This is a genomic window from Pseudomonas sp. ADPe (assembly GCF_014843515.1).
Lineage (GTDB): Bacteria > Pseudomonadota > Gammaproteobacteria > Pseudomonadales > Pseudomonadaceae > Pseudomonas > Pseudomonas citronellolis.
This window is the reverse complement of sequence record NZ_CP062122.1, coordinates 3,459,025-3,476,139: the sequence shown is the minus strand read 5'-3', so window position 1 is coordinate 3,476,139 and position 17,115 is coordinate 3,459,025. Positions and strand designations below refer to the sequence as shown.

At 67.2% G+C, this 17,115-nt stretch carries 15 protein-coding genes; 13 read left to right on the top strand and 2 right to left on the bottom strand.

Features of this window, described 5'->3' with window-relative positions:
• Positions 1 to 27: 27 nt before the first annotated feature.
• From selO to IG194_RS15695, 11 genes are all read left to right on the top strand, one after another.
• Entirely contained in the window at positions 28 to 1,488 is a 1,461-nt protein-coding gene (gene selO, locus IG194_RS15740) for a protein adenylyltransferase SelO (RefSeq protein ID WP_058489695.1), read from the top strand.
• A gap of 125 nt (positions 1,489 to 1,613) precedes the next feature.
• On the top strand, positions 1,614 to 3,695 hold the full coding sequence (locus IG194_RS15735) for a type VI secretion system tip protein VgrG (protein ID WP_058488160.1): 2,082 nt from the start codon (positions 1,614 to 1,616) through the stop codon (positions 3,693 to 3,695).
• On the top strand, positions 3,692 to 4,567 hold the full coding sequence (locus IG194_RS15730; protein ID WP_064987568.1) for a DUF4123 domain-containing protein: 876 nt from the start codon (positions 3,692 to 3,694) through the stop codon (positions 4,565 to 4,567). The genes IG194_RS15735 and IG194_RS15730 overlap by 4 nt, the downstream gene beginning before the upstream one ends.
• Positions 4,564 to 5,409, top strand: a complete 846-nt coding sequence (locus IG194_RS15725; protein ID WP_058488159.1) for a hypothetical protein — start codon at positions 4,564 to 4,566, stop codon at positions 5,407 to 5,409. Before IG194_RS15730 ends, IG194_RS15725 begins: the two co-directional genes overlap by 4 nt.
• Positions 5,406 to 6,209 carry a hypothetical protein gene (locus IG194_RS15720; RefSeq protein WP_058488158.1) on the top strand — a complete coding sequence of 268 codons (804 nt, stop codon included), beginning with the start codon at positions 5,406 to 5,408 and terminating at the stop codon, positions 6,207 to 6,209. Before IG194_RS15725 ends, IG194_RS15720 begins: the two co-directional genes overlap by 4 nt.
• Complete coding sequence (locus IG194_RS33155; RefSeq protein ID WP_318652540.1) at positions 6,206 to 6,358, top strand: hypothetical protein; 153 nt, start codon at positions 6,206 to 6,208, stop codon at positions 6,356 to 6,358. The genes IG194_RS15720 and IG194_RS33155 overlap by 4 nt, the downstream gene beginning before the upstream one ends.
• Positions 6,359 to 6,368: 10 nt before the next feature.
• Entirely contained in the window at positions 6,369 to 8,378 is a 2,010-nt protein-coding gene (locus tag IG194_RS15715; RefSeq protein WP_318652539.1) for a lipase family protein, read from the top strand.
• Positions 8,379 to 8,563: 185 nt separating this feature from the next.
• Entirely contained in the window at positions 8,564 to 9,841 is a 1,278-nt protein-coding gene (locus IG194_RS15710; RefSeq protein WP_043316990.1) for a bifunctional O-acetylhomoserine aminocarboxypropyltransferase/cysteine synthase, read from the top strand.
• Positions 9,842 to 9,893: 52 nt separating this feature from the next.
• The gene (gene trxC / locus IG194_RS15705; protein WP_058488157.1) at positions 9,894 to 10,328 is read left to right on the top strand and encodes a thioredoxin TrxC; all 435 of its coding nucleotides are present in this window, start codon (positions 9,894 to 9,896) and stop codon (positions 10,326 to 10,328) included.
• A 104-nt stretch (positions 10,329 to 10,432) separates the two neighbouring features.
• Complete coding sequence (locus IG194_RS15700) at positions 10,433 to 10,876, top strand: PaaI family thioesterase (protein WP_058070732.1); 444 nt, start codon at positions 10,433 to 10,435, stop codon at positions 10,874 to 10,876.
• A 76-nt stretch (positions 10,877 to 10,952) separates the two neighbouring features.
• Entirely contained in the window at positions 10,953 to 11,762 is an 810-nt protein-coding gene (locus IG194_RS15695) for a universal stress protein (RefSeq protein WP_058488156.1), read from the top strand.
• Between the two features lie 18 nt (positions 11,763 to 11,780).
• Here the strand turns inward: IG194_RS15695 and IG194_RS15690 are convergent, their stop codons facing one another.
• Positions 11,781 to 12,548, bottom strand: coding sequence for a ParA family protein (locus tag IG194_RS15690; RefSeq protein ID WP_009613622.1), 768 nt, complete (start codon positions 12,546 to 12,548; stop codon positions 11,781 to 11,783).
• A gap of 89 nt (positions 12,549 to 12,637) precedes the next feature.
• Complete coding sequence (locus tag IG194_RS15685; RefSeq protein WP_009613623.1) at positions 12,638 to 13,531, bottom strand: LysR family transcriptional regulator; 894 nt, start codon at positions 13,529 to 13,531, stop codon at positions 12,638 to 12,640.
• Between the two features lie 183 nt (positions 13,532 to 13,714).
• On the opposite strand from IG194_RS15685, the gene IG194_RS15680 reads away from it, so the two are divergent.
• Positions 13,715 to 15,037 (top strand): MFS transporter, encoded by a 1,323-nt coding sequence (locus tag IG194_RS15680; protein ID WP_058488155.1) that lies wholly within the window; start codon positions 13,715 to 13,717, stop codon positions 15,035 to 15,037.
• A gap of 262 nt (positions 15,038 to 15,299) precedes the next feature.
• Positions 15,300 to 16,697, top strand: coding sequence for a GABA permease (gabP, locus tag IG194_RS15675; protein ID WP_043316999.1), 1,398 nt, complete (start codon positions 15,300 to 15,302; stop codon positions 16,695 to 16,697).
• The last annotated feature ends 418 nt before the right edge of the window (positions 16,698 to 17,115 follow it).

Genomic DNA, 17,115 nt, shown 5'->3' with positions numbered 1-17,115 from the left:
CGGACTTACCGGAGCCCGCCCGTGACCGTGAAACAGCTCGACGAACTGACCTTCGACAACCGCTTCGCCCGCCTGGGCGACGCCTTCTCCACCGAAGTCCTGCCCGACCCCATCGCCGAGCCGCGCCTGGTGGTGGCCAGCCCCGCCGCAATGGCGCTGCTCGACCTCGACCCGGCGGTGGCCGGGGAACCGGTGTTCGCCGAAATCTTCTCCGGGCACAAGCTCTGGTCCGAGGCCGAGCCGCGGGCGATGGTCTACTCCGGCCACCAGTTCGGCGCCTACAACCCGCGCCTGGGCGACGGCCGCGGCCTGCTGCTGGGCGAGGTGGTCAACGACGCCGGCCAGCACTGGGACCTGCACCTCAAAGGCGCCGGGCAGACGCCCTACTCGCGCATGGGCGACGGCCGCGCGGTGCTGCGCAGCTCGATCCGCGAATTCCTCGCCAGCGAATACCTGCACGCCCTGGGCATCCCCAGCAGCCGCGCGCTTTGCGTCACCGGTTCGGACACCCCGGTGTGGCGCGAGACCAGGGAAAGCGCCGCCATGCTGCTGCGCCTGGCGCCCAGCCACGTGCGCTTCGGCCACTTCGAGTACTTCTACTACACCCAGCAGCACGACAAGCTGAAGGAACTGGGCGACTTCGTCCTGGCCAACCACTTCCCCGAGTGCCTGGAGCAGCCGCAACCCTACGCCGCGTTCTTCCGCGCCGTGGTGGAAAGCAACGCCGAACTGATCGCCCACTGGCAGGCCTACGGCTTCTGCCACGGGGTGATGAACACCGACAACATGTCGATCCTCGGCATCACCTTCGACTACGGCCCCTACGCCTTCCTCGACGACTTCGACGCCAAGCACATCTGCAACCACTCCGACGACGCCGGGCGCTACAGCTTCAACAACCAGGTGCCCATCGCCCACTGGAACCTGGCGGCCCTGGCCCAGGCGCTGACGCCCTTCGTCGAGGTGGACGAACTGCGCGAGGCCCTCGGCCTGTTCCTGCCGCTGTACCAGGCCCACTACCTGGACCTGATGCGCCGCCGCCTGGGCTTCGCCACCGCGGAGGACGGCGACCTGGACCTGGTGCAGCGCCTGCTGCAGGCCATGCAGAGCGGCGCGGTGGACTACAGCCTGTTCTTCCGCCGCCTCGGCGAGCAGGCGCCGGAACAGGCGCTGGCGCAGGTCCGCGAAGACTTCGTCGACCTCGCCGGCTTCGACGCCTGGGCCACCGACTACCGCGCCCGCGCCGAACGCGAAGGCGGCAGCCAGGACGAGCGCCGCGCCCGCATGCACGCGGTGAACCCGCTGTACGTGCTGCGCAACTACCTGGCCCAGGAAGCCATCGCCGCCGCCGAGCAGGGCGACTACTCAGTGGTGCGTGAGCTGCACGAAACCCTCAGCCGCCCCTTCGAGGAACAGCCCGGCCGCGAAGCCTTCACCCGCCGCCCGCCGGACTGGGGCCGGCACCTGGAGATCAGTTGCTCCTCCTGAGGCGAGGAAAATTTATCAGCAACCGACCAGTCGAATTCCTCCAGGGTTTTCAGAAACCCCCTGCACCAGCCATTTGGCATCCAACTTCCTAATAGGCACTTCATGCCTAGCCAGGAAGCCCTGCCATGTTCGCTCCCGCCAACCAACCGAACTTCGGCCTGAGCATCGAAGGGGTCCAGCATGACCTCCAGGTGCTCGCCTTCACGGGCCACGAGGCCATTGGCGAGCCCTACCGCTTCGACATCGAACTGGTCAGCGAACGCGCCAACCTCGACCTCGAGGGCCTGCTGCACAAACCTGCCTTCCTCAGCCTCTCACCGCACGGCGCCGGCATCCACGGCCAGATCCAGCAGGTCAGCCAGGGCGATTCCAACAAACGTCTGACCCGCTACCGGGTCAACCTGGTGCCGCGCCTGGCCTACCTGGCATTACGCATCAACCAGCGCATTTTCCAGCACCTCACGGCCCCGCAGATCATCGCCAGGGTGCTCGAGGAACATGGCATCCTCGCCGACGCCTACTGCTTCAGGCTCGGCCCGAGGGCCTATCCGGAACTGGAATACTGCACACAGTACGGCGAGACCGATCTGGGCTTCGTCCAACGCATTGCTTCCGAACATGGCCTCCATTTGCATTTCGAGCACCGTCGCGACGGCCATCTGCTGATATTCGGCGATGACCAGACCGCCTTTGCACGCCTGGATCAGCCGATCGCCTACGTTCCCGACAGTGGCATGCTCGCCGACGCGCAAGTCGTCAAACGGTTCTCCGTACGCATAGCCGCCCGCACTTCGCGCGTCACCCGTCGCGACTACAACTTCGAAAAACCCAGATTGCTGCTGGAAGCAACCAGCAGACCACTGCAGGAGGAGCCGCAGCCCGACCTGGAGGACTACGACTACCCCGGCCGCTTCACCGACCGAGAGCACGGCACGCTGGTCAGCCAGCACGCTCTGCAACGCCACCGCGCCGATTACCGTCTGGCCGAAGGCCACAGCGATCAGCCCGCCCTGCGCAGTGGCCATTTCCTGATGCTCACCGAACACCCGCGCGAAGAGTGGAACGATCTCTGGCTGCTCACCGGGATTCACCACAAAGGCAAGCAGCCCCAGGTGCTCGAGGAATTCATCGACAGTGACCGGCAGCGCGACGAAGCCGACTTTCACCAAGGCTACCGCAACCACTTCACCGCCATTCCCTGGGATGTCTTCTACCGCCCGCCACTGGATCACCCGAGGCCCCGTGTGCTCGGCAGCCAGAGCGCCGTGGTCACCGGCCCTCCCGGCGAAGAGATTCACTGCGACAGGCACGGCCGGGTACGAGTCCAGTTCTTCTGGGACCGGGAGGGCCGGAACGACGACCACAGCAGTTGCTGGGTGCGCGTGGCCAGCGGCTGGGCCGGCAACGGCCATGGCGCCATCTCCGTTCCCCGGGTCGGCATGGAGGTACTGGTCTCCTATTTCGAAGGCGACCCGGACCAGCCCCTGGTGACCGGCTGCCTGTACAACGCCGAAAGCCGCCCACCCTACCTTCTGCCCGAACACAAGACCCGCAGCGTATTCAAGAGCCTCAGTTCACCTGGCGGTGGCGGCGCCAACGAACTGCGCATAGAAGACCGCAAGGGCCAGGAACAGATCTACCTGCATGCCCAGCGTGACCTCGAGTGCCAGGTGCGCAACGATGACCGCCTGCAGGTCGGCGGCCAGCGCAGCGAATCGATCCGGGGCAACAGCGTGCACGTCCTCGAAGGCGAGGAGCAGCGCAGCGTAAGCCTGGCGCGCAAGACCTGGCTCGGCGCCGACGATCACCTGAGCGTTGCCGGCAGCGTCCACACTCGCGCAGGCCAGGTGATCAGCGTGGGCGCCGGTCAGGAAGTGCACCTGAGCGCCGGTGCCCATGTAGTGCTGGATGCCGGCGCAAGCCTGACGCTCAGCGCTGCCGGCCAGCACATCGTGCTCGGGCCGGGCGGCATCTTCAGCAGCACGCCGATCCAACTCGGCGGCGCGCCCGTGGCCGGCACGCCGGCCATGCCCCTGCCGCCGGGCACCCTGGAACCACTCGCGGCACCGCCGATGCCCCCGGCGCCTCCGGCGATCAGCCTCGGCCAGGCCATCCCGATGAACGCCGCCAGGCAATGGGGCAGCGACTACTGCCCCCTCTGCGAAGCCTGCCGGGAAGGTTTCTGCGAAACGGGAGCCCCGGCATGAGCCCGCTCGAACACTGGCTGCGCGAGCAGTCGCGAATGCATCGCCAGCTCTACCTGGTGCTCGATGCCGATGGCAACACCGAAGCCCTGCAGGCCTTGCTCAACAGCCCTCCAGCCGTGCCCCATGTCAGCCTCTACGCCGGCACCGAGGCGGCACCGCTGGCCGCGCGAGGCCCCTTCGTCATGCAGTTGGCCAACCGTGCAACACCTGCACTCGCCACCCTGCTCGCCCATCCCGAACGCCATTGGGGCTGGCTGGCCAGCGCCGAGGGCGATGTCCTGGCGGCGCTGGCCCGGCACTGGCGCGCCCGCATGCTCGTTGGCCAGTCGCCACAGCGCACCCTGTACCGCTTCCACGACAACCGGGTCATTGCCCGGGCCCTGGCCCACCTGCCGGAAGAGGGCCTGCCCGCCTACCTGGGCCCGGCCGCCAGCCTTTGCTACTGGAGCGAAGAAGCCAGGCAATGGCTGGCCCGTGACAACCCCATCCCCGGCGAGCACCCACTGCCCGAAACTCCAGCCTGGCTTGCCGCCCCGCAGGACGAAACCACCGCCAGCGCGATGCTTCACCACAACCTGCGCTTCTACCTGCTCGCCCGGCATACCGCGGCCTGCGCGCGGCTAGCCGAACGGTGCGACTTCGACGCCTGGCTCGCCGAGCAATTGCGCCAGGCGCGGGAATGGCGATGGACGACGCCGGAGCAACTGCGTTTCTGGCTGCTGGAACGGCTAGAGAACGACGACATGCCCATTCCCGAGGCCTGGCAGCCCCGTCCCGGCGAGACGCCCAGCACCCATTACGAACGGCTGGGCTACGCGATGAGCGCACAGTCGAAGCAGCTTCCCCCCTCCTATCCGGATACCGCCGAATGATCGCTGCCGCAGTTGCAACCCAGTTCTCTGAAGGCCCCCGCCCCGAATGCAGATCGCCACTGCCACACCTGCTGCTCGCCGCCAGCCTGCTCCTGGGCGGTTGCGCCAGCGGCGCCGGCGACAGCTTCACCCTGCAGGCCGACCTGCCGGCGAACTTCAAGTTCACCGGCGACGCCTACTACGTGCCGGCACCCGGCGAAACCTGCAGCGTCCCCGAACGCATCGGCGGCCGCAGGCCCGACCGCAAGTTCTTCGAGAGCGACTACGAGGCAGCCGCCCACCGCGTGGAATTCCAGGTGCCGCTGCGCGACAAGGTACGCGGCTGTCCACTGGTGCTGCGCAGCATGCGGGTCGAACTGCGGGGCAAATGGCGACTTAATGCTCCGCTTACAGAAAGCAGTTCCTCCTCCGACACTGCCAGCCTGTCGTTTCGCGACGCGCTGCCGGCCAACTACCCCGGCATGCCCGCCTCCGGCCTGCGCGCAGTCGAAGGCCAGTGCCATTGGATGTTCCGCACCGTGGGGCCGCAGCGCTACATCATCAAGCTGCTGAAGTGCCAGGCACTGGAAGACGGCCAGGTGCAGAAATGGAAACCCGGCGCCGTCCTGCAGCGCGACCAGTTGCCCGGCAAGACCGTGCGGCTGGTGATCGGGATGTCGGGAGAGGAGGAGCCCTATTACGGCCGTTCTTGGCTAAAAACGGATGCAGGCTGGAAACCTTGTCTCGAAACCAAGGAAACCATCCGCTGCCAGGCTCCCCCGACATTCACCGACTTCAAGCTGCCCGACGGCCGCACCTGCACTGTCTACCCCACCTGCACCGAACAGGAGTCCCGGCCATGACGCTGCACAAGTTCACTCCCGTGCTGTTCGCCAGCCTGTTTCTCGGCGGTTGCGCCAGCGGCGCCGGTGACAGCTTCACCCTGCAGGCCGACCTGCCGGCGAACTTCAAGTTCACCGGCGACGCCTACTATGTGCCGGCACCCGGCGAAACCTGCAGCGTTCCCGAGCGCATCGGTGGCCGCAGGCCCGACCGCAAGTTCTTCGAGAGCGACTACGAGGCAGCCGCCCACCGCGTGGAATTCCAGGTGCCGCTGCGCGACAAGGTGCGCGACTGCCCGCTGGTGCTGCGCAGCATGCGGGTCGAACTGCGGGGCAAATGGCGACTTAATGCTCCGCTTACAGAAAGCAGTTCCTCCTCCGACACTGCCAGCCTATCGTTTCGCGACGCGCTACCAGCCAACTACCCCGGCATGCCCGCCTCCGGCGTGCGCGCGGTCGAAGGCCAGTGCCATTGGATGTTCCGCACCGTGGGGCCGCAGCGCTACATCATCAAGCTGCTGAAGTGCCAGGCACTGGAAGACGGCCAACTGCAGAAATGGAAACCCGGCGCCGTTCTGCAGCGCGACCAGTTGCCCGGCAGGACCGTGCGGCTGGTGATCGGGATGTCGGAGGAGGAAGAGTCCTATTACGACGGATATTGGCTCAAAACCCCCGCAGGATGGCGTCCTTGTACAGGTCGTTGGGGAACCAAAAATGAAGAACTCTGCACTGAGCCGCCGCAGTTCACCGATTTCAAACTGCCCGACGGCCGCACCTGCACTGTCTACCCCACCTGCACCGAACAGGAGTCCCGGCCATGACGCTGCACAAATACTCCCCCATGGCGGAATGGGAAAGGCCGTTCTTCAGCGACAAGATGCCCGCCTGCCCGCTACGTGGCGACGAGACTCGCTTCCAGTTGGTGGACGAATTCGGCGAAGGCGCCCCCCTATGCCGGACTTCGCTATGAAGCCACCGATATGGTCGGACAGGTCTACAGTGGGCTGCTCGATGCCAATGGCTACGCCAAGGTGACGAATCACTTCTGTGGGGCGTTGGTATTAAAGTTGGATACGCCTTACAGCGAAGGTGAGCAGTTATACACCAATCTTCTGAAGCGCAAACATTACCCCCTCCCCATCACCGAACTCCAGGTCCGCGCCGAACAGACCCGCTTCTTCCACCAGGATGCCGCCCGGCGCAAGAACAACCCGGCCAAGGCGACGGCCGACGAGTTCTACCAGGTCGAGGTGCGCGACCTGGTCAGGCATGGCGCCCACCTGCCGCCGCCGGTGAGCGCGCACCACCCACTACCACAAAAACTGCTGGGCACGCTCAACAAGGGGCTCGCCGAGCCGTTGTACGGTGTGACCCTGCTACCCAACGGCCTCACGGTGCTGGAGGTGCGGCCCCTGCGCGCGCTGCGCCCGCTGCTGTCCACCGACAGCGCCTTCTGCGCGCTGAACCTCTACCAGTTGGCGCTGCTGGCGAGCCTGAGCTACACCGACTTCGGCCAGGAGCCGCCGAACCGTCCGGAGACCACGGTGAAGTTCCCCCACGACCCCAGCGTGGGCAACGTGATCGGCCAGCGCCTCGCCCAGGCCGAGGAGGCCTGGAAGGTGGATGCCAAGCAGGTCAAGCGCTACTACCCGCTATACGAGGACGTGCCCTACTCGCAGCGCCTGGAGATCCTGCCCTTCGACCCCGCGCTGTACCCGCAGAACCACCCGGAGCGTGGCGAGGAACAGGAACACCCGGCGCGCCTGCATTTCTTCGACGATACCAAGGGCGGTACCAATACCCAGGCCTATATCAGCCACCACGAGGAGGCGATCCTGATCGCCGTGCGCGGCACCGCGGAGGTGCTCGCCGATGGCTGGCGCGATGCCGATGCCTTGCAGGTGCCCTTCGAGGAAGGGGCGGGCAAGGCGCATCGCGGCTTCTACGAAGCCTATCGGGCGCTCAAGGACTTCATTCAGGAATATCTGGACCGGTTCTACAGCGGCCAGAAACTCATTATCTGCGGTCACAGCCTGGGTGGCGCCATCGCCTTGCTGCTGGCCGAGGCCCTGCGGCGCAACGAAATGCAGCAGTACGACATCGTGCTCTACACCTACGGCGCCCCGCGCGCCGGTGATGCCGAGTTCGTCGCCGGGGCCCAGTCCCTGACGCACTACCGCATGGTCAACTACAACGACCCGGTGCCCAGCGTGCCGGCCCCCTGGATGAATGGCCGGCGCTGGCTTTGGGGCACGGGCCTGCTCGGCCTGTTCGTCAACCCCGCGGTGGGCGCGCTGCTGACCGTCGTCGGGGTGGTCCGCGTCGGCGGGCAGCCCTACCGCCACCACGGCGACCTGCGCCATTTCACCCCGGTGGCGCTGGGCCAGGAAGAGCGCTCGGCGATTCTCTGGACGCCGGGCTGCGACACCCTCGACGAGGCCGGCTGCAGCAACGCCCTGCGCAAGCACGGCGACCACCCCGAGCGCGCCTCCTTCCTCGGGCAGCTCTTCAGCGCCGGCGACCACTCCATGGTGAACAGCTACGTTCCCCACTGCTGGGCCACCCTGCGCCGCTGGCAACAGGCCCAGGAAGCCGGACGCACGCTGGTGACCGAACGCGAGTACGACATTGTCGCCGAGCACCTGGAACAGGCACGGCAGCAGTTGCGCGAGGAACGCCGGCGACTCCACGAAGATCGCCATGGCCAGGGGCAGCAGAAGGAGTCCGCCATCGCCGCCCTGAGCGCGGAGATCGAGCGCCTGGAGCAGGCGCGGCAACGCCTGGCGACGCTGCGCTATCGCCACCCCTCGCTGGCCGACCTATACGGTAGCCTGGCCAGGTCGCCGAGCCTGGAAGCGGCGCGTACACGCTGGACGAACCACATGGAGAACCGCGTGCAGGAGCAGTTGGCGATGATTCCCGCATCGCCACTGGACGACTATCGCATGAGCGCGACCCGGGGCGTGCCCGATGTCGATACGCTTGGTTGAGCGGCCTTGGCAGAGGCGGGGAGGACTGGGGCCGGCACCTGGAGATCAGTTGCTCCTCCTGAGGCGGTTATAAGCTCAGGCAAAATCGTTCTGGCGCCGCCCCGCGGGCATTGCTCCCGGTCATTGACCGGTCGGGGCGCCGCTCGCATCCTCAGGGCTTTCTGCCCACCAAGGATGCTCGAACAATGAAACTGGAAACCCTGGCGATCCACGCCGGCTACAGCCCCGACCCGACCACCAAGGCAGTGGCCGTGCCGATCTACCAGACCACCTCCTACGCCTTCGACGACACCCAGCACGGCGCCGACCTGTTCGATCTGAAGGTGGCCGGCAACATCTACACGCGGATCATGAACCCCACCAACGACGTGCTGGAGCAGCGCGTCGCCGCCCTGGAAGGCGGCGTGGGCGCGCTGGCCGTGGCCTCGGGCATGGCCGCCATCACCTATGCCATCCAGACCGTGGCCGAGGCCGGCGACAACATCGTCTCGGTGGCCAAGCTCTACGGCGGCACCTACAACCTGCTGGCCCACACCCTGCCGCGCTTCGGCATCCAGACGCGCTTCGCCCCCCACGACGACGTGGCCGCGCTGGAAGCGCTGATCGACGAGCGCACCAAGGCAGTGTTCTGCGAATCCATCGGCAACCCGGCGGGCAACATCGTCGACCTCCAGGCCCTGGCCGACGCCGCGCACCGCCACGGCGTGCCGCTGATCGTTGACAACACCGTAGCCACGCCCATCCTCTGCCGGCCCTTCGAGCACGGCGCGGACATAGTCGTGCACTCGCTGACCAAGTACATCGGCGGCCACGGCACCAGCATCGGCGGCATGGTGGTCGACTCCGGCAAGTTCCCCTGGGCGCAGCACAAGGCGCGCTTCCCGCTGCTCAACACCCCGGACCCGTCCTACCACGGCGTGACCTACACCGAAGCCTTCGGCCCGGCCGCGTTCATCGGCCGCTGCCGCGTGGTGCCGCTGCGCAACACCGGCGCGGCGCTGTCGCCGTTCAACGCCTTCCTCATCCTCCAGGGCCTGGAGACCCTGGCCCTGCGCATGGAGCGCCACTGCGAGAACGCGCTGAAGGTCGCCCATTACCTGGAACAGCATCCACAGGTGGCCTGGGTGAAATACGCCGGCCTGCCGGAGCACCCCGAGCACGCCCTGGCCAAGCGCTACATGGACGGCAAGCCGGCCTCGATCCTGTCCTTCGGCATCCAGGGCGGCGCCGAGGCTGGCGCGCGCTTCATCGACGCGCTGAAGCTGGTGGTGCGCCTGGTCAACATCGGCGACGCCAAGTCCCTGGCCTGCCACCCGGCCAGCACCACCCACCGCCAGCTCAACGCCGAGGAACTGGCCCGCGCCGGGGTGAGCCAGGACATGGTGCGGCTGTCCATCGGCATCGAGCACAGCGACGACATCATCGCCGACCTCGAACAGGCCCTGGCCGCCGCCGCGGCTTGATATCCGCCGGACGCGGCTCCAGATTGGGGAGATCCCCTTCCGGAGCCGCGCCATGACCGATCCCCTGCTGATTCCCTGCCCGCACTGCGGCGGGCTCAACCGCCTGCCGGCCGCGCGCCTGGGCGACCATCCGCGCTGCGGGCGCTGCAAGCACGAGGTGCTGCCGGGCAAGCCCTTCGCCGTCGACGAAGCCGGCTTCGCCGCCCAGCTCAAGGGCGACCTGCCGCTGCTGCTGGACGTCTGGGCCGACTGGTGTGGCCCGTGCAAGGCCTTCGCGCCGACCTTCGAGCAGGCCGCCGCGCGGCTTTCCGGGCGCTGCCGCCTGGCCAAGCTGGACAGCGAAGCCAACCAGCGCCTGGCCGGGCAACTGGGCATCCGCTCCATCCCCAGCCTGATCCTCTTCAAGGACGGCCGCGAAGTGGCGCGCCAGAGCGGCGCCCTGCCGCTGCCGCAACTGCTCGACTGGCTGGCCCGCCAGGGCCTGTGAGGCGCCGCGACCGCTTCGGTCAGCGCGCCTGAGCGAAGCGGTCATTGCCCGCCGCGGCAGGGCGGCTAGGCTTGCCTGGACAGAACAAGAAGCGGAGCCGCCCGATGTCCTTTCCCGTCGAATTCGTCCGCCAGATGACCGAAGAGCACATCGCCTTCGTCAAGCGCTGCGGGCTCAAGGCCGAAATCCTCGAACGCGGCCACGTGCGCCTGCGCATGCCGCTGCACGGCAACGAGAACCACCTGGGCAACATGTACGCCGGCGCCCTCTTCACCCTCGCCGAGCTGCCCGGCGGCGTCATCACCCTGACCAGCTTCGACAGCCACCGCTTCTACCCCATCGTCAAGGAAGCCGGCCTGCGCTTTCGCCGCCCGGCGGCCAGCGACGTGCGGGTGGAGGCCCGCCTGGACGAGGCCGAGCTCAAGCGCATCGCCGAGGAGGCCACGCTCAACGGCAAGGCCGAGTACGTGCTGGAACTGCAGCTCAAGGACGTCCACGGCGAGGTGGTAGCAGAAAGCCGCGCCGTCTATCAGCTGCGCAGCCGTTGATCCGCGGCCCTTGCGCTGCGTCAACATGGGCGCGCGCGGCTGGGCCAGAGTGGTGGGACCGCCGGAGGATCCCACCATGCCCAAGCACATCCTGGTCGCCCACGACCTCAGCGTCGAAGCCGACGTCGCCGTGCGCCGCGCCGCGCAACTGGCCGCCGAGCACGATGCCCGCATCAGCCTGCTGCACGTCATCGAACAGCCCCTGGGCGCGCCGCTGCTGGCCAAGGCCCGGCAGAGCGCCGTCGCCGCGCTGCAGGACAGTGCCCGCAGCGCCGGCCTGACGGATTACCAGCCGCTGGTCGCCGAGGGCCGCCCGGCCAGCGTAATAGCCGCCACGGCGCAGGAGCTGCAGGCGGACCTGCTGGTCACCGGCACTCACCGCCAGGCGCTGGTGGAGCGTTTCGAAGGCACCACCTTGGAACAGATCCTGCGCTGCAGCCGGGTGCCCGCGCTGCTGGTGACCGACTCGCAGCTGCGCCCCTACCGGCGGGCGCTCAGCGCCCTGGACTTCTCCGTCGGCGCCTGCCACGCCTGGCGCAGCGCCTGCGCCTGGCTGGCTCCGGGCGGCGAACTGCTGGCCCTGCATGCCTACGACGCCGGCAACAACCCCGCCCGGCTGCGCGAACGCCTGGACGAGCAACGCCAGCTGCTGGAACAGCTGATGCACGACGAGAGCCAGCAGGTGGGCGGCCCGCTGCCGCAACTCGAGTGCCTGGTGAGTTCGATGGGGGTTCGCGAAGCGCTGGACCACAGCCTGACCGACTGGCAGCCGCAGCTACTGGTGCTCGGCAGCCGCGGGCGCGGCGCGCTGCAACAGGCCCTGCTGGGCAGCACGGCGCGCTACTACCTGCGCCGGCCGCCTTGCGACCTGCTGGTCAGCGCCTGAATAGAGCAGCTGTAAGCTTCAAGCTTCAAGCAGACCGTGCAGTTCGACGAACTGCTGGGTCAGCTTGTGGCGGGGGTCGAGGTAGATCAGCGGGGTGCAGGCCTGGTGCGACTCGCGCATCTTCACCGAGCTCATCAGGTACACCGGCAGCACCGGCATTTCCTCTTCCACCAGTTCGTCGAGCAGTTGCTGCGGCAGGCTGGCGCGCGGCTGGAACTGGTTGACCACGATGCCCTCCACTTCCAGGTCCTCGTTGTGGTCCTCCTTCAGCTCCTCGATCTCGCGCAGCAGGCCGTACAGCGCCTGGCGGGAAAAACTGTCGCAGTCGAAGGGGATCAGGCAGCGGTCGGCGGCGATCAGCGCGGATACCGTGTAGAAGTTCAGCGCCGGCGGGGTGTCCAGGTAGATGCGGTCGTAGTCCTCGGCCAGCTCGTCGAGCAGTTTGCGCAGCTTGTTGATCTTGTGCTTGGCCTCGAGCTTGGGCTGCAGGTCGGCCAGCTCGGCGGTGGCGGTCACCACGTGGAGGTTGTCGAACGGCGTCTCGTAGATGTCCACCTTGCCCTTGCGGGCGAAGGGGCCGCCGGAAAGGCTCTGCTTGAAGAAATCGGCGATGCCCATGGGCACGTCGTCGCCGGTCAGGCCGGTGAGGTAATGGGTGGAATTGCCCTGGGCGTCCAGATCCACCAGCAGCGTGCGGTAGCCCTCGGCGGCGCTCACGGCGGCCAGGTTGCAGGCAATGCTCGACTTGCCGACCCCGCCCTTCTGATTGAAAACCACGCGACGCATGAGCACCCCTCCAAGCCGTTCAAGTGACAGCGGATTCTATGCAATGCCCATGACAAGGGCGAGCACTTGCGCATGCCGTCGGGCGGCGCCTAGGCCGCCGCGCCGCGGGTGACCAGCTCGATGAAGGCCAGCGCCGCCGGAGACCTCTCGCTGCGCCGCCGCACCAGCCATACCGAGCTGGTCGCGCCAGGGTCCAGCAGGGTGCGATAGACCACCCCGTCCACCCGCGTGCGGCGGAACGAGCCTGGCAGCATGGAAACCCCCAGGCCCGCCGCCACCAGGCCGATGATGGTCATGGCCTCGCCGGCCTCCTGGCTGATGCGCGGGGTGAAGCCGGCCTGCCGCGCCAGCGCCTGCAACTGGTCGTAGAGGCCGGTGCCGTAGCTGCGCGGGAAGAACACGAAGGGCTCCTCGGCCAGCGCCGCCAGCTCCAGGCCCTCCAGCGAATCGCGGGCCAGCGGGTGGTCGGCGCGCAGCACCGCCACCAGCGGTTCGCTGAACAGCTCCACCGCCTCCAGCGAGGCCGGCAGCTGGAAGGAGCGGATCACCCCGACCTGCAGGCGCTCTTCCTGCAGCGCTTCGACGATCTGCCGGCTGCTCATCTCCTGCAGGTCCAGGTGCACTTCCGGGTAGGCCTGGCGGAAGGCGTGGATGCTGCGCGGGATGGCCGAGGTGAAGGGCGCCGAGGCGGTGAAGCCGATGCGCAGCTCGCCCAGTTCGCCCTGGTGCGCGCGGCGCGCCAGCAGCACCGCGCGGTCGACCTGGGCCAACACCTGGCGGGCCTCGTCGAGGAACAGCCGGCCGGCTTCGGTCAGCGCCACCCGACGGTTGGTGCGCTCCAGCAGGCGCGCGCCTATCTCCTCCTCCAGCGCCTGGATCTGCTGGCTCAGCGGCGGCTGGGAGATGCCCAGGGCCTCGGCGGCGCGGCCGAAATGCAGTTCCTCGGCGACGGCGATGAAGTAACGCAGGTGGCGCAGCTCCATGGGAACTCCGAATGAGTCGAATTACATATCAAACGTGTCGATCAATATATTGGAAATAATAAAGGCCCTTCCTTATCCTTGTCACACAAGCCCAATAACGACTTTCCACTTTCTGCCAGCCTGGCTGCGCGGGCCGATCTCGCTCGCCGCGAGGCACACCCCTTTCCAGAATCGAGGTGAGTTGTGAGTCACTCTGCCGTGCGGGCTTCGTCGGATTCCGAACCCGCCTTGCTGCAGGCCGCCGAGGCGGCCAACCAGGCGCTGGCCGGCGCCGTGAACGACATCGAGAGCTACATCGAGAAAGGCACCCCGGCCTTCATGCGCACCTCGCTTGCGCTGTTCTCCGGCGGCTTCGCCACCTTCGCCCTGCTCTACTGCGTGCAGCCGATGATGCCGGTGCTGTCGCAGACCTTCGCCCTCAGCGCCGCGCAGAGCAGCCTGGTACTGTCCATCGCGACCATCATGATGGCCCTCGGCCTGCTGGTCACCGGGCCGATTTCCGACGCCATCGGACGCAAGCCGATCATGGTCGCCTCGCTGGCCTTCGCCGCCCTCTTCACCCTGGCCAGCGCGGTGATGCCGACCTGGCACGGCGTGCTGGCCATGCGCGCGCTGGTCGGGCTGTCGCTCAGCGGCCTGGCGGCAGTGGGCATGACCTACCTGAGCGAGGAAATCCACCCGCAGCACATCGGCCTGTCCATGGGGCTGTACATCGGCGGCAACGCCATCGGCGGCATGAGCGGGCGGCTGATCACCGGCGTGCTGGTGGACTTCATGTCCTGGCACGCGGCCATCGCCATCCTCGGCGGCCTGGCCCTGGTGGCGGCCGTGGTGTTCTGGTGCATCCTCCCGGAGTCGCGCAACTTCCGCCCCACCCCGCTGAACCTCCGGCAACTGGCCGACGGCTTCGCCTCGCACCTGCGCGACGCCGGCCTGCCCTGGCTGTTCCTCGAGGGCTTCCTGCTGATGGGCGCCTTCGTCACCCTGTTCAACTACATCGGCTACCGCCTGCTGGCCGATCCGTACCACCTCAGCCAGGCCGTGGTCGGCGTGCTCTCGCTGGTGTACCTGGTGGGCATCTACAGCTCCGCCTGGGTCGGCTCGCTGGCCGACCGCCTGGGCCGGCGCAAGGTGCTCTGGGCGGTGATAGTGCTGATGCTCAGCGGCCTGCTGCTGACCCTGCTGCCGGCGCTGCCGCTGATAGTCGCGGGCATGCTGCTGTTCACCTTCGGCTTCTTCGCCGCGCACTCGGTGGCCAGCAGCTGGATCGGCCGCCGCGCGCTCAAGGCCAAGGGCCAGGCCTCGTCGCTGTACCTGTTCAGCTATTACCTGGGCTCCAGCGTGGCCGGCACCACCGGCGGGGTGTTCTGGCACCACTTCGGCTGGACCGGCGTCGGCCTGTTCATCGCCGCGCTGCTGAGCATCGCCGTGCTGGTGGCGTTGCACCTGGCGCGTCTGGCAGTGTTACCGCGCACCCTTCCCGCGCTGAGCACGCCGCACAACTGAGTAGTTTCTACACACTCAGTTTCGATTCTGTCGGCGACAGATATGCCAGTGTCGCCTCTGGATATGACATTCCCATGATCGCGACGCCCCTATCTCGGGGCGTCGTGGCACTTCTACCCAACTTTTTTCGCGCCTACGACCAAGGTCGTAACAAAATGTGGCGCGCATCTTGCGTTCAGGAAAAGGAACACCTCGTTGGATTATCAAAACGGCTTCGGCTGCGCAGGACGCATTTCCTTCCTTTTCTCGCTGTAGGTAACGCATGAGCAGTACCCCATCCGCCGGTCTGGCCCAGGGCCTGAAGAACCGCCACGTCACCATGTTGTCCATCGCCGGGGCCATCGGCGCCGGCCTCTTCGTCGGCTCCGGCCACGCCATCGCCGAAGCCGGCCCGGGCGTCATGGTCTCCTACCTGGTCGCCGGCCTGCTGGTGGTCCTGGTCATGCGCATGCTGGCCGAAATGGCCGTCGCGCAGCCGGACAGCGGCTCCTTCTCCACCTACGCCGACCGCGCCATCGGCCACTGGGCCGGCTTCACCATCGGCTGGCTGTACTGGTGGTTCTGGGTCCTAGTGATCCCGCTGGAGGCCAACGCCGCCGCCGCCATCATCCACGCCTGGATCCCCGGCGCGCCGATCTGGGTCCTGGCCTTCGTGATCACCGCGGCGCTGACCGTGACCAACCTGTTCAGCGTGAAGAACTACGGTGAGTTCGAGTTCTGGCTGGCGCTGATCAAGGTCGGCTCGATCATCGCCTTCCTGGTCATGGGTTGCGCGGCCATCTTCGGCGTCTCGCCGAACCCCGAGGTCAGCGGCATCAGCCACCTGTACGCCGAGGGCGGCTTCCTGCCCAAGGGCTGGGGCGCCGTGCTGGCGGCCCTGCTGACCACCATGTTCTCCTTCATGGGCTCGGAGATCGTCACCATCGCCGCCACCGAGTCCAAGGACCCGGCGCAGCAGATCACCCGCGCCACCAACTCGGTGATCTGGCGTATCGCCCTGTTCTACCTGCTGTCGATCCTGATCGTGGTCTGCCTGGTGCCGTGGAACGACCCGCGCCTGGTGAGCATGGGCTCCTACCAGACCGTGCTGGAGCACCTGCACGTGCCCTACGCCAAGCTGATCGTCGACATCATCGTCCTGGTCTCGGTGACCAGCTGCCTGAACTCGGCGCTCTACACCGCCTCGCGGATGATGTACTCGCTGAGCAAGCGCGGCGACGCCCCGCGCATCGCCCAGGTGACCAGCGCCAGCCGCACCCCGGTGTACGCCGTGCTGCTGTCCACCGCCATGGCCTTCCTGTGCACCTTCGCCAACTACCTGGCCCCGGCCGAAGTGTTCAACTTCCTGCTGGCCAGCTCCGGCGCCATCGCCCTGCTGGTGTACCTGGTGATCGCCATCTCGCAGCTGAACATGCGCAAGAAGCTGCTCGCCCAGGGCCACCAGCTGACGCTGAAGATGTGGCTGTTCCCCTGGCTGACCTGGGCGGTGATCCTGTTCATCGCCGGCGCCCTGGTAACCATGATGATCCGCCCGGACCACCGCATGGAGGTGGTCGCCACCGCCCTGCTGACCATCGTGGTCGTGTGCTCCGGGCTGCTGGTGGCGAACCGTCGCAAGGCCCAGCAGCGCGCCGCCGGCTACGCGGCCGACGCCGCCTGACCGACAGCGCCCATGAAAAAGCCCCGCCAATGGCGGTAATGCTGTTCACTTAAGAAAGGATGCCGTTTCTCTGCCTGGGGGAAACGGTTTTTTCATATGGCTGGGGCTATGGCTTGGCTTGCGAACGCGGAAACCCAGTTGCCTTGGCTTGGGTGTTTCTGCGCCGCACCGAGTCTGCCCGACCGTCTTGTTTCGCCCCCTCGGGCGAGTCCCTTTTGTCAATCGCCACAAAAGGAACCAAAAAGGCTTGCCCCGCATACGGGCCCGATGGAGCCGGGCTACCCTCGCGAATTCCCCCGCCACGGAGGCCCGCCCCGAGGGTACGTCCCTGTAGCCCATCGGGGCTCTCGCGACATCCATGTCGCATGACCTCCTGAGCGCCGGTTTCGTTCGGCCTGCTGAAGGGGCGTTCCGGTGC

Bases quoted from the DNA above. Each gene is read 5' to 3' on its own strand.
- trxC (WP_058488157.1), top strand. From the start codon at position 9,894: ATGACCGATCCCCTGCTGATTCCCTGCCCGCACTGCGGCGGGCTCAAC.
- gabP (WP_043316999.1), top strand. From the start codon at position 15,300: ATGAGCAGTACCCCATCCGCCGGTCTGGCCCAGGGCCTGAAGAACCGC.
- IG194_RS15695 (WP_058488156.1), top strand. From the start codon at position 10,953: ATGCCCAAGCACATCCTGGTCGCCCACGACCTCAGCGTCGAAGCCGAC.
- IG194_RS15710 (WP_043316990.1), top strand. From the start codon at position 8,564: ATGAAACTGGAAACCCTGGCGATCCACGCCGGCTACAGCCCCGACCCG.
- IG194_RS15725 (WP_058488159.1), top strand. From the start codon at position 4,564: ATGATCGCTGCCGCAGTTGCAACCCAGTTCTCTGAAGGCCCCCGCCCC.
- IG194_RS15700 (WP_058070732.1), top strand. From the start codon at position 10,433: ATGTCCTTTCCCGTCGAATTCGTCCGCCAGATGACCGAAGAGCACATC.
- IG194_RS15730 (WP_064987568.1), top strand. From the start codon at position 3,692: ATGAGCCCGCTCGAACACTGGCTGCGCGAGCAGTCGCGAATGCATCGC.
- IG194_RS33155 (WP_318652540.1), top strand. From the start codon at position 6,206: ATGACGCTGCACAAATACTCCCCCATGGCGGAATGGGAAAGGCCGTTC.
- IG194_RS15690 (WP_009613622.1), bottom strand. From the start codon at position 12,548: ATGCGTCGCGTGGTTTTCAATCAGAAGGGCGGGGTCGGCAAGTCGAGC.
- IG194_RS15720 (WP_058488158.1), top strand. From the start codon at position 5,406: ATGACGCTGCACAAGTTCACTCCCGTGCTGTTCGCCAGCCTGTTTCTC.
- IG194_RS15715 (WP_318652539.1), top strand. From the start codon at position 6,369: ATGGTCGGACAGGTCTACAGTGGGCTGCTCGATGCCAATGGCTACGCC.
- IG194_RS15735 (WP_058488160.1), top strand. From the start codon at position 1,614: ATGTTCGCTCCCGCCAACCAACCGAACTTCGGCCTGAGCATCGAAGGG.
- IG194_RS15685 (WP_009613623.1), bottom strand. From the start codon at position 13,531: ATGGAGCTGCGCCACCTGCGTTACTTCATCGCCGTCGCCGAGGAACTG.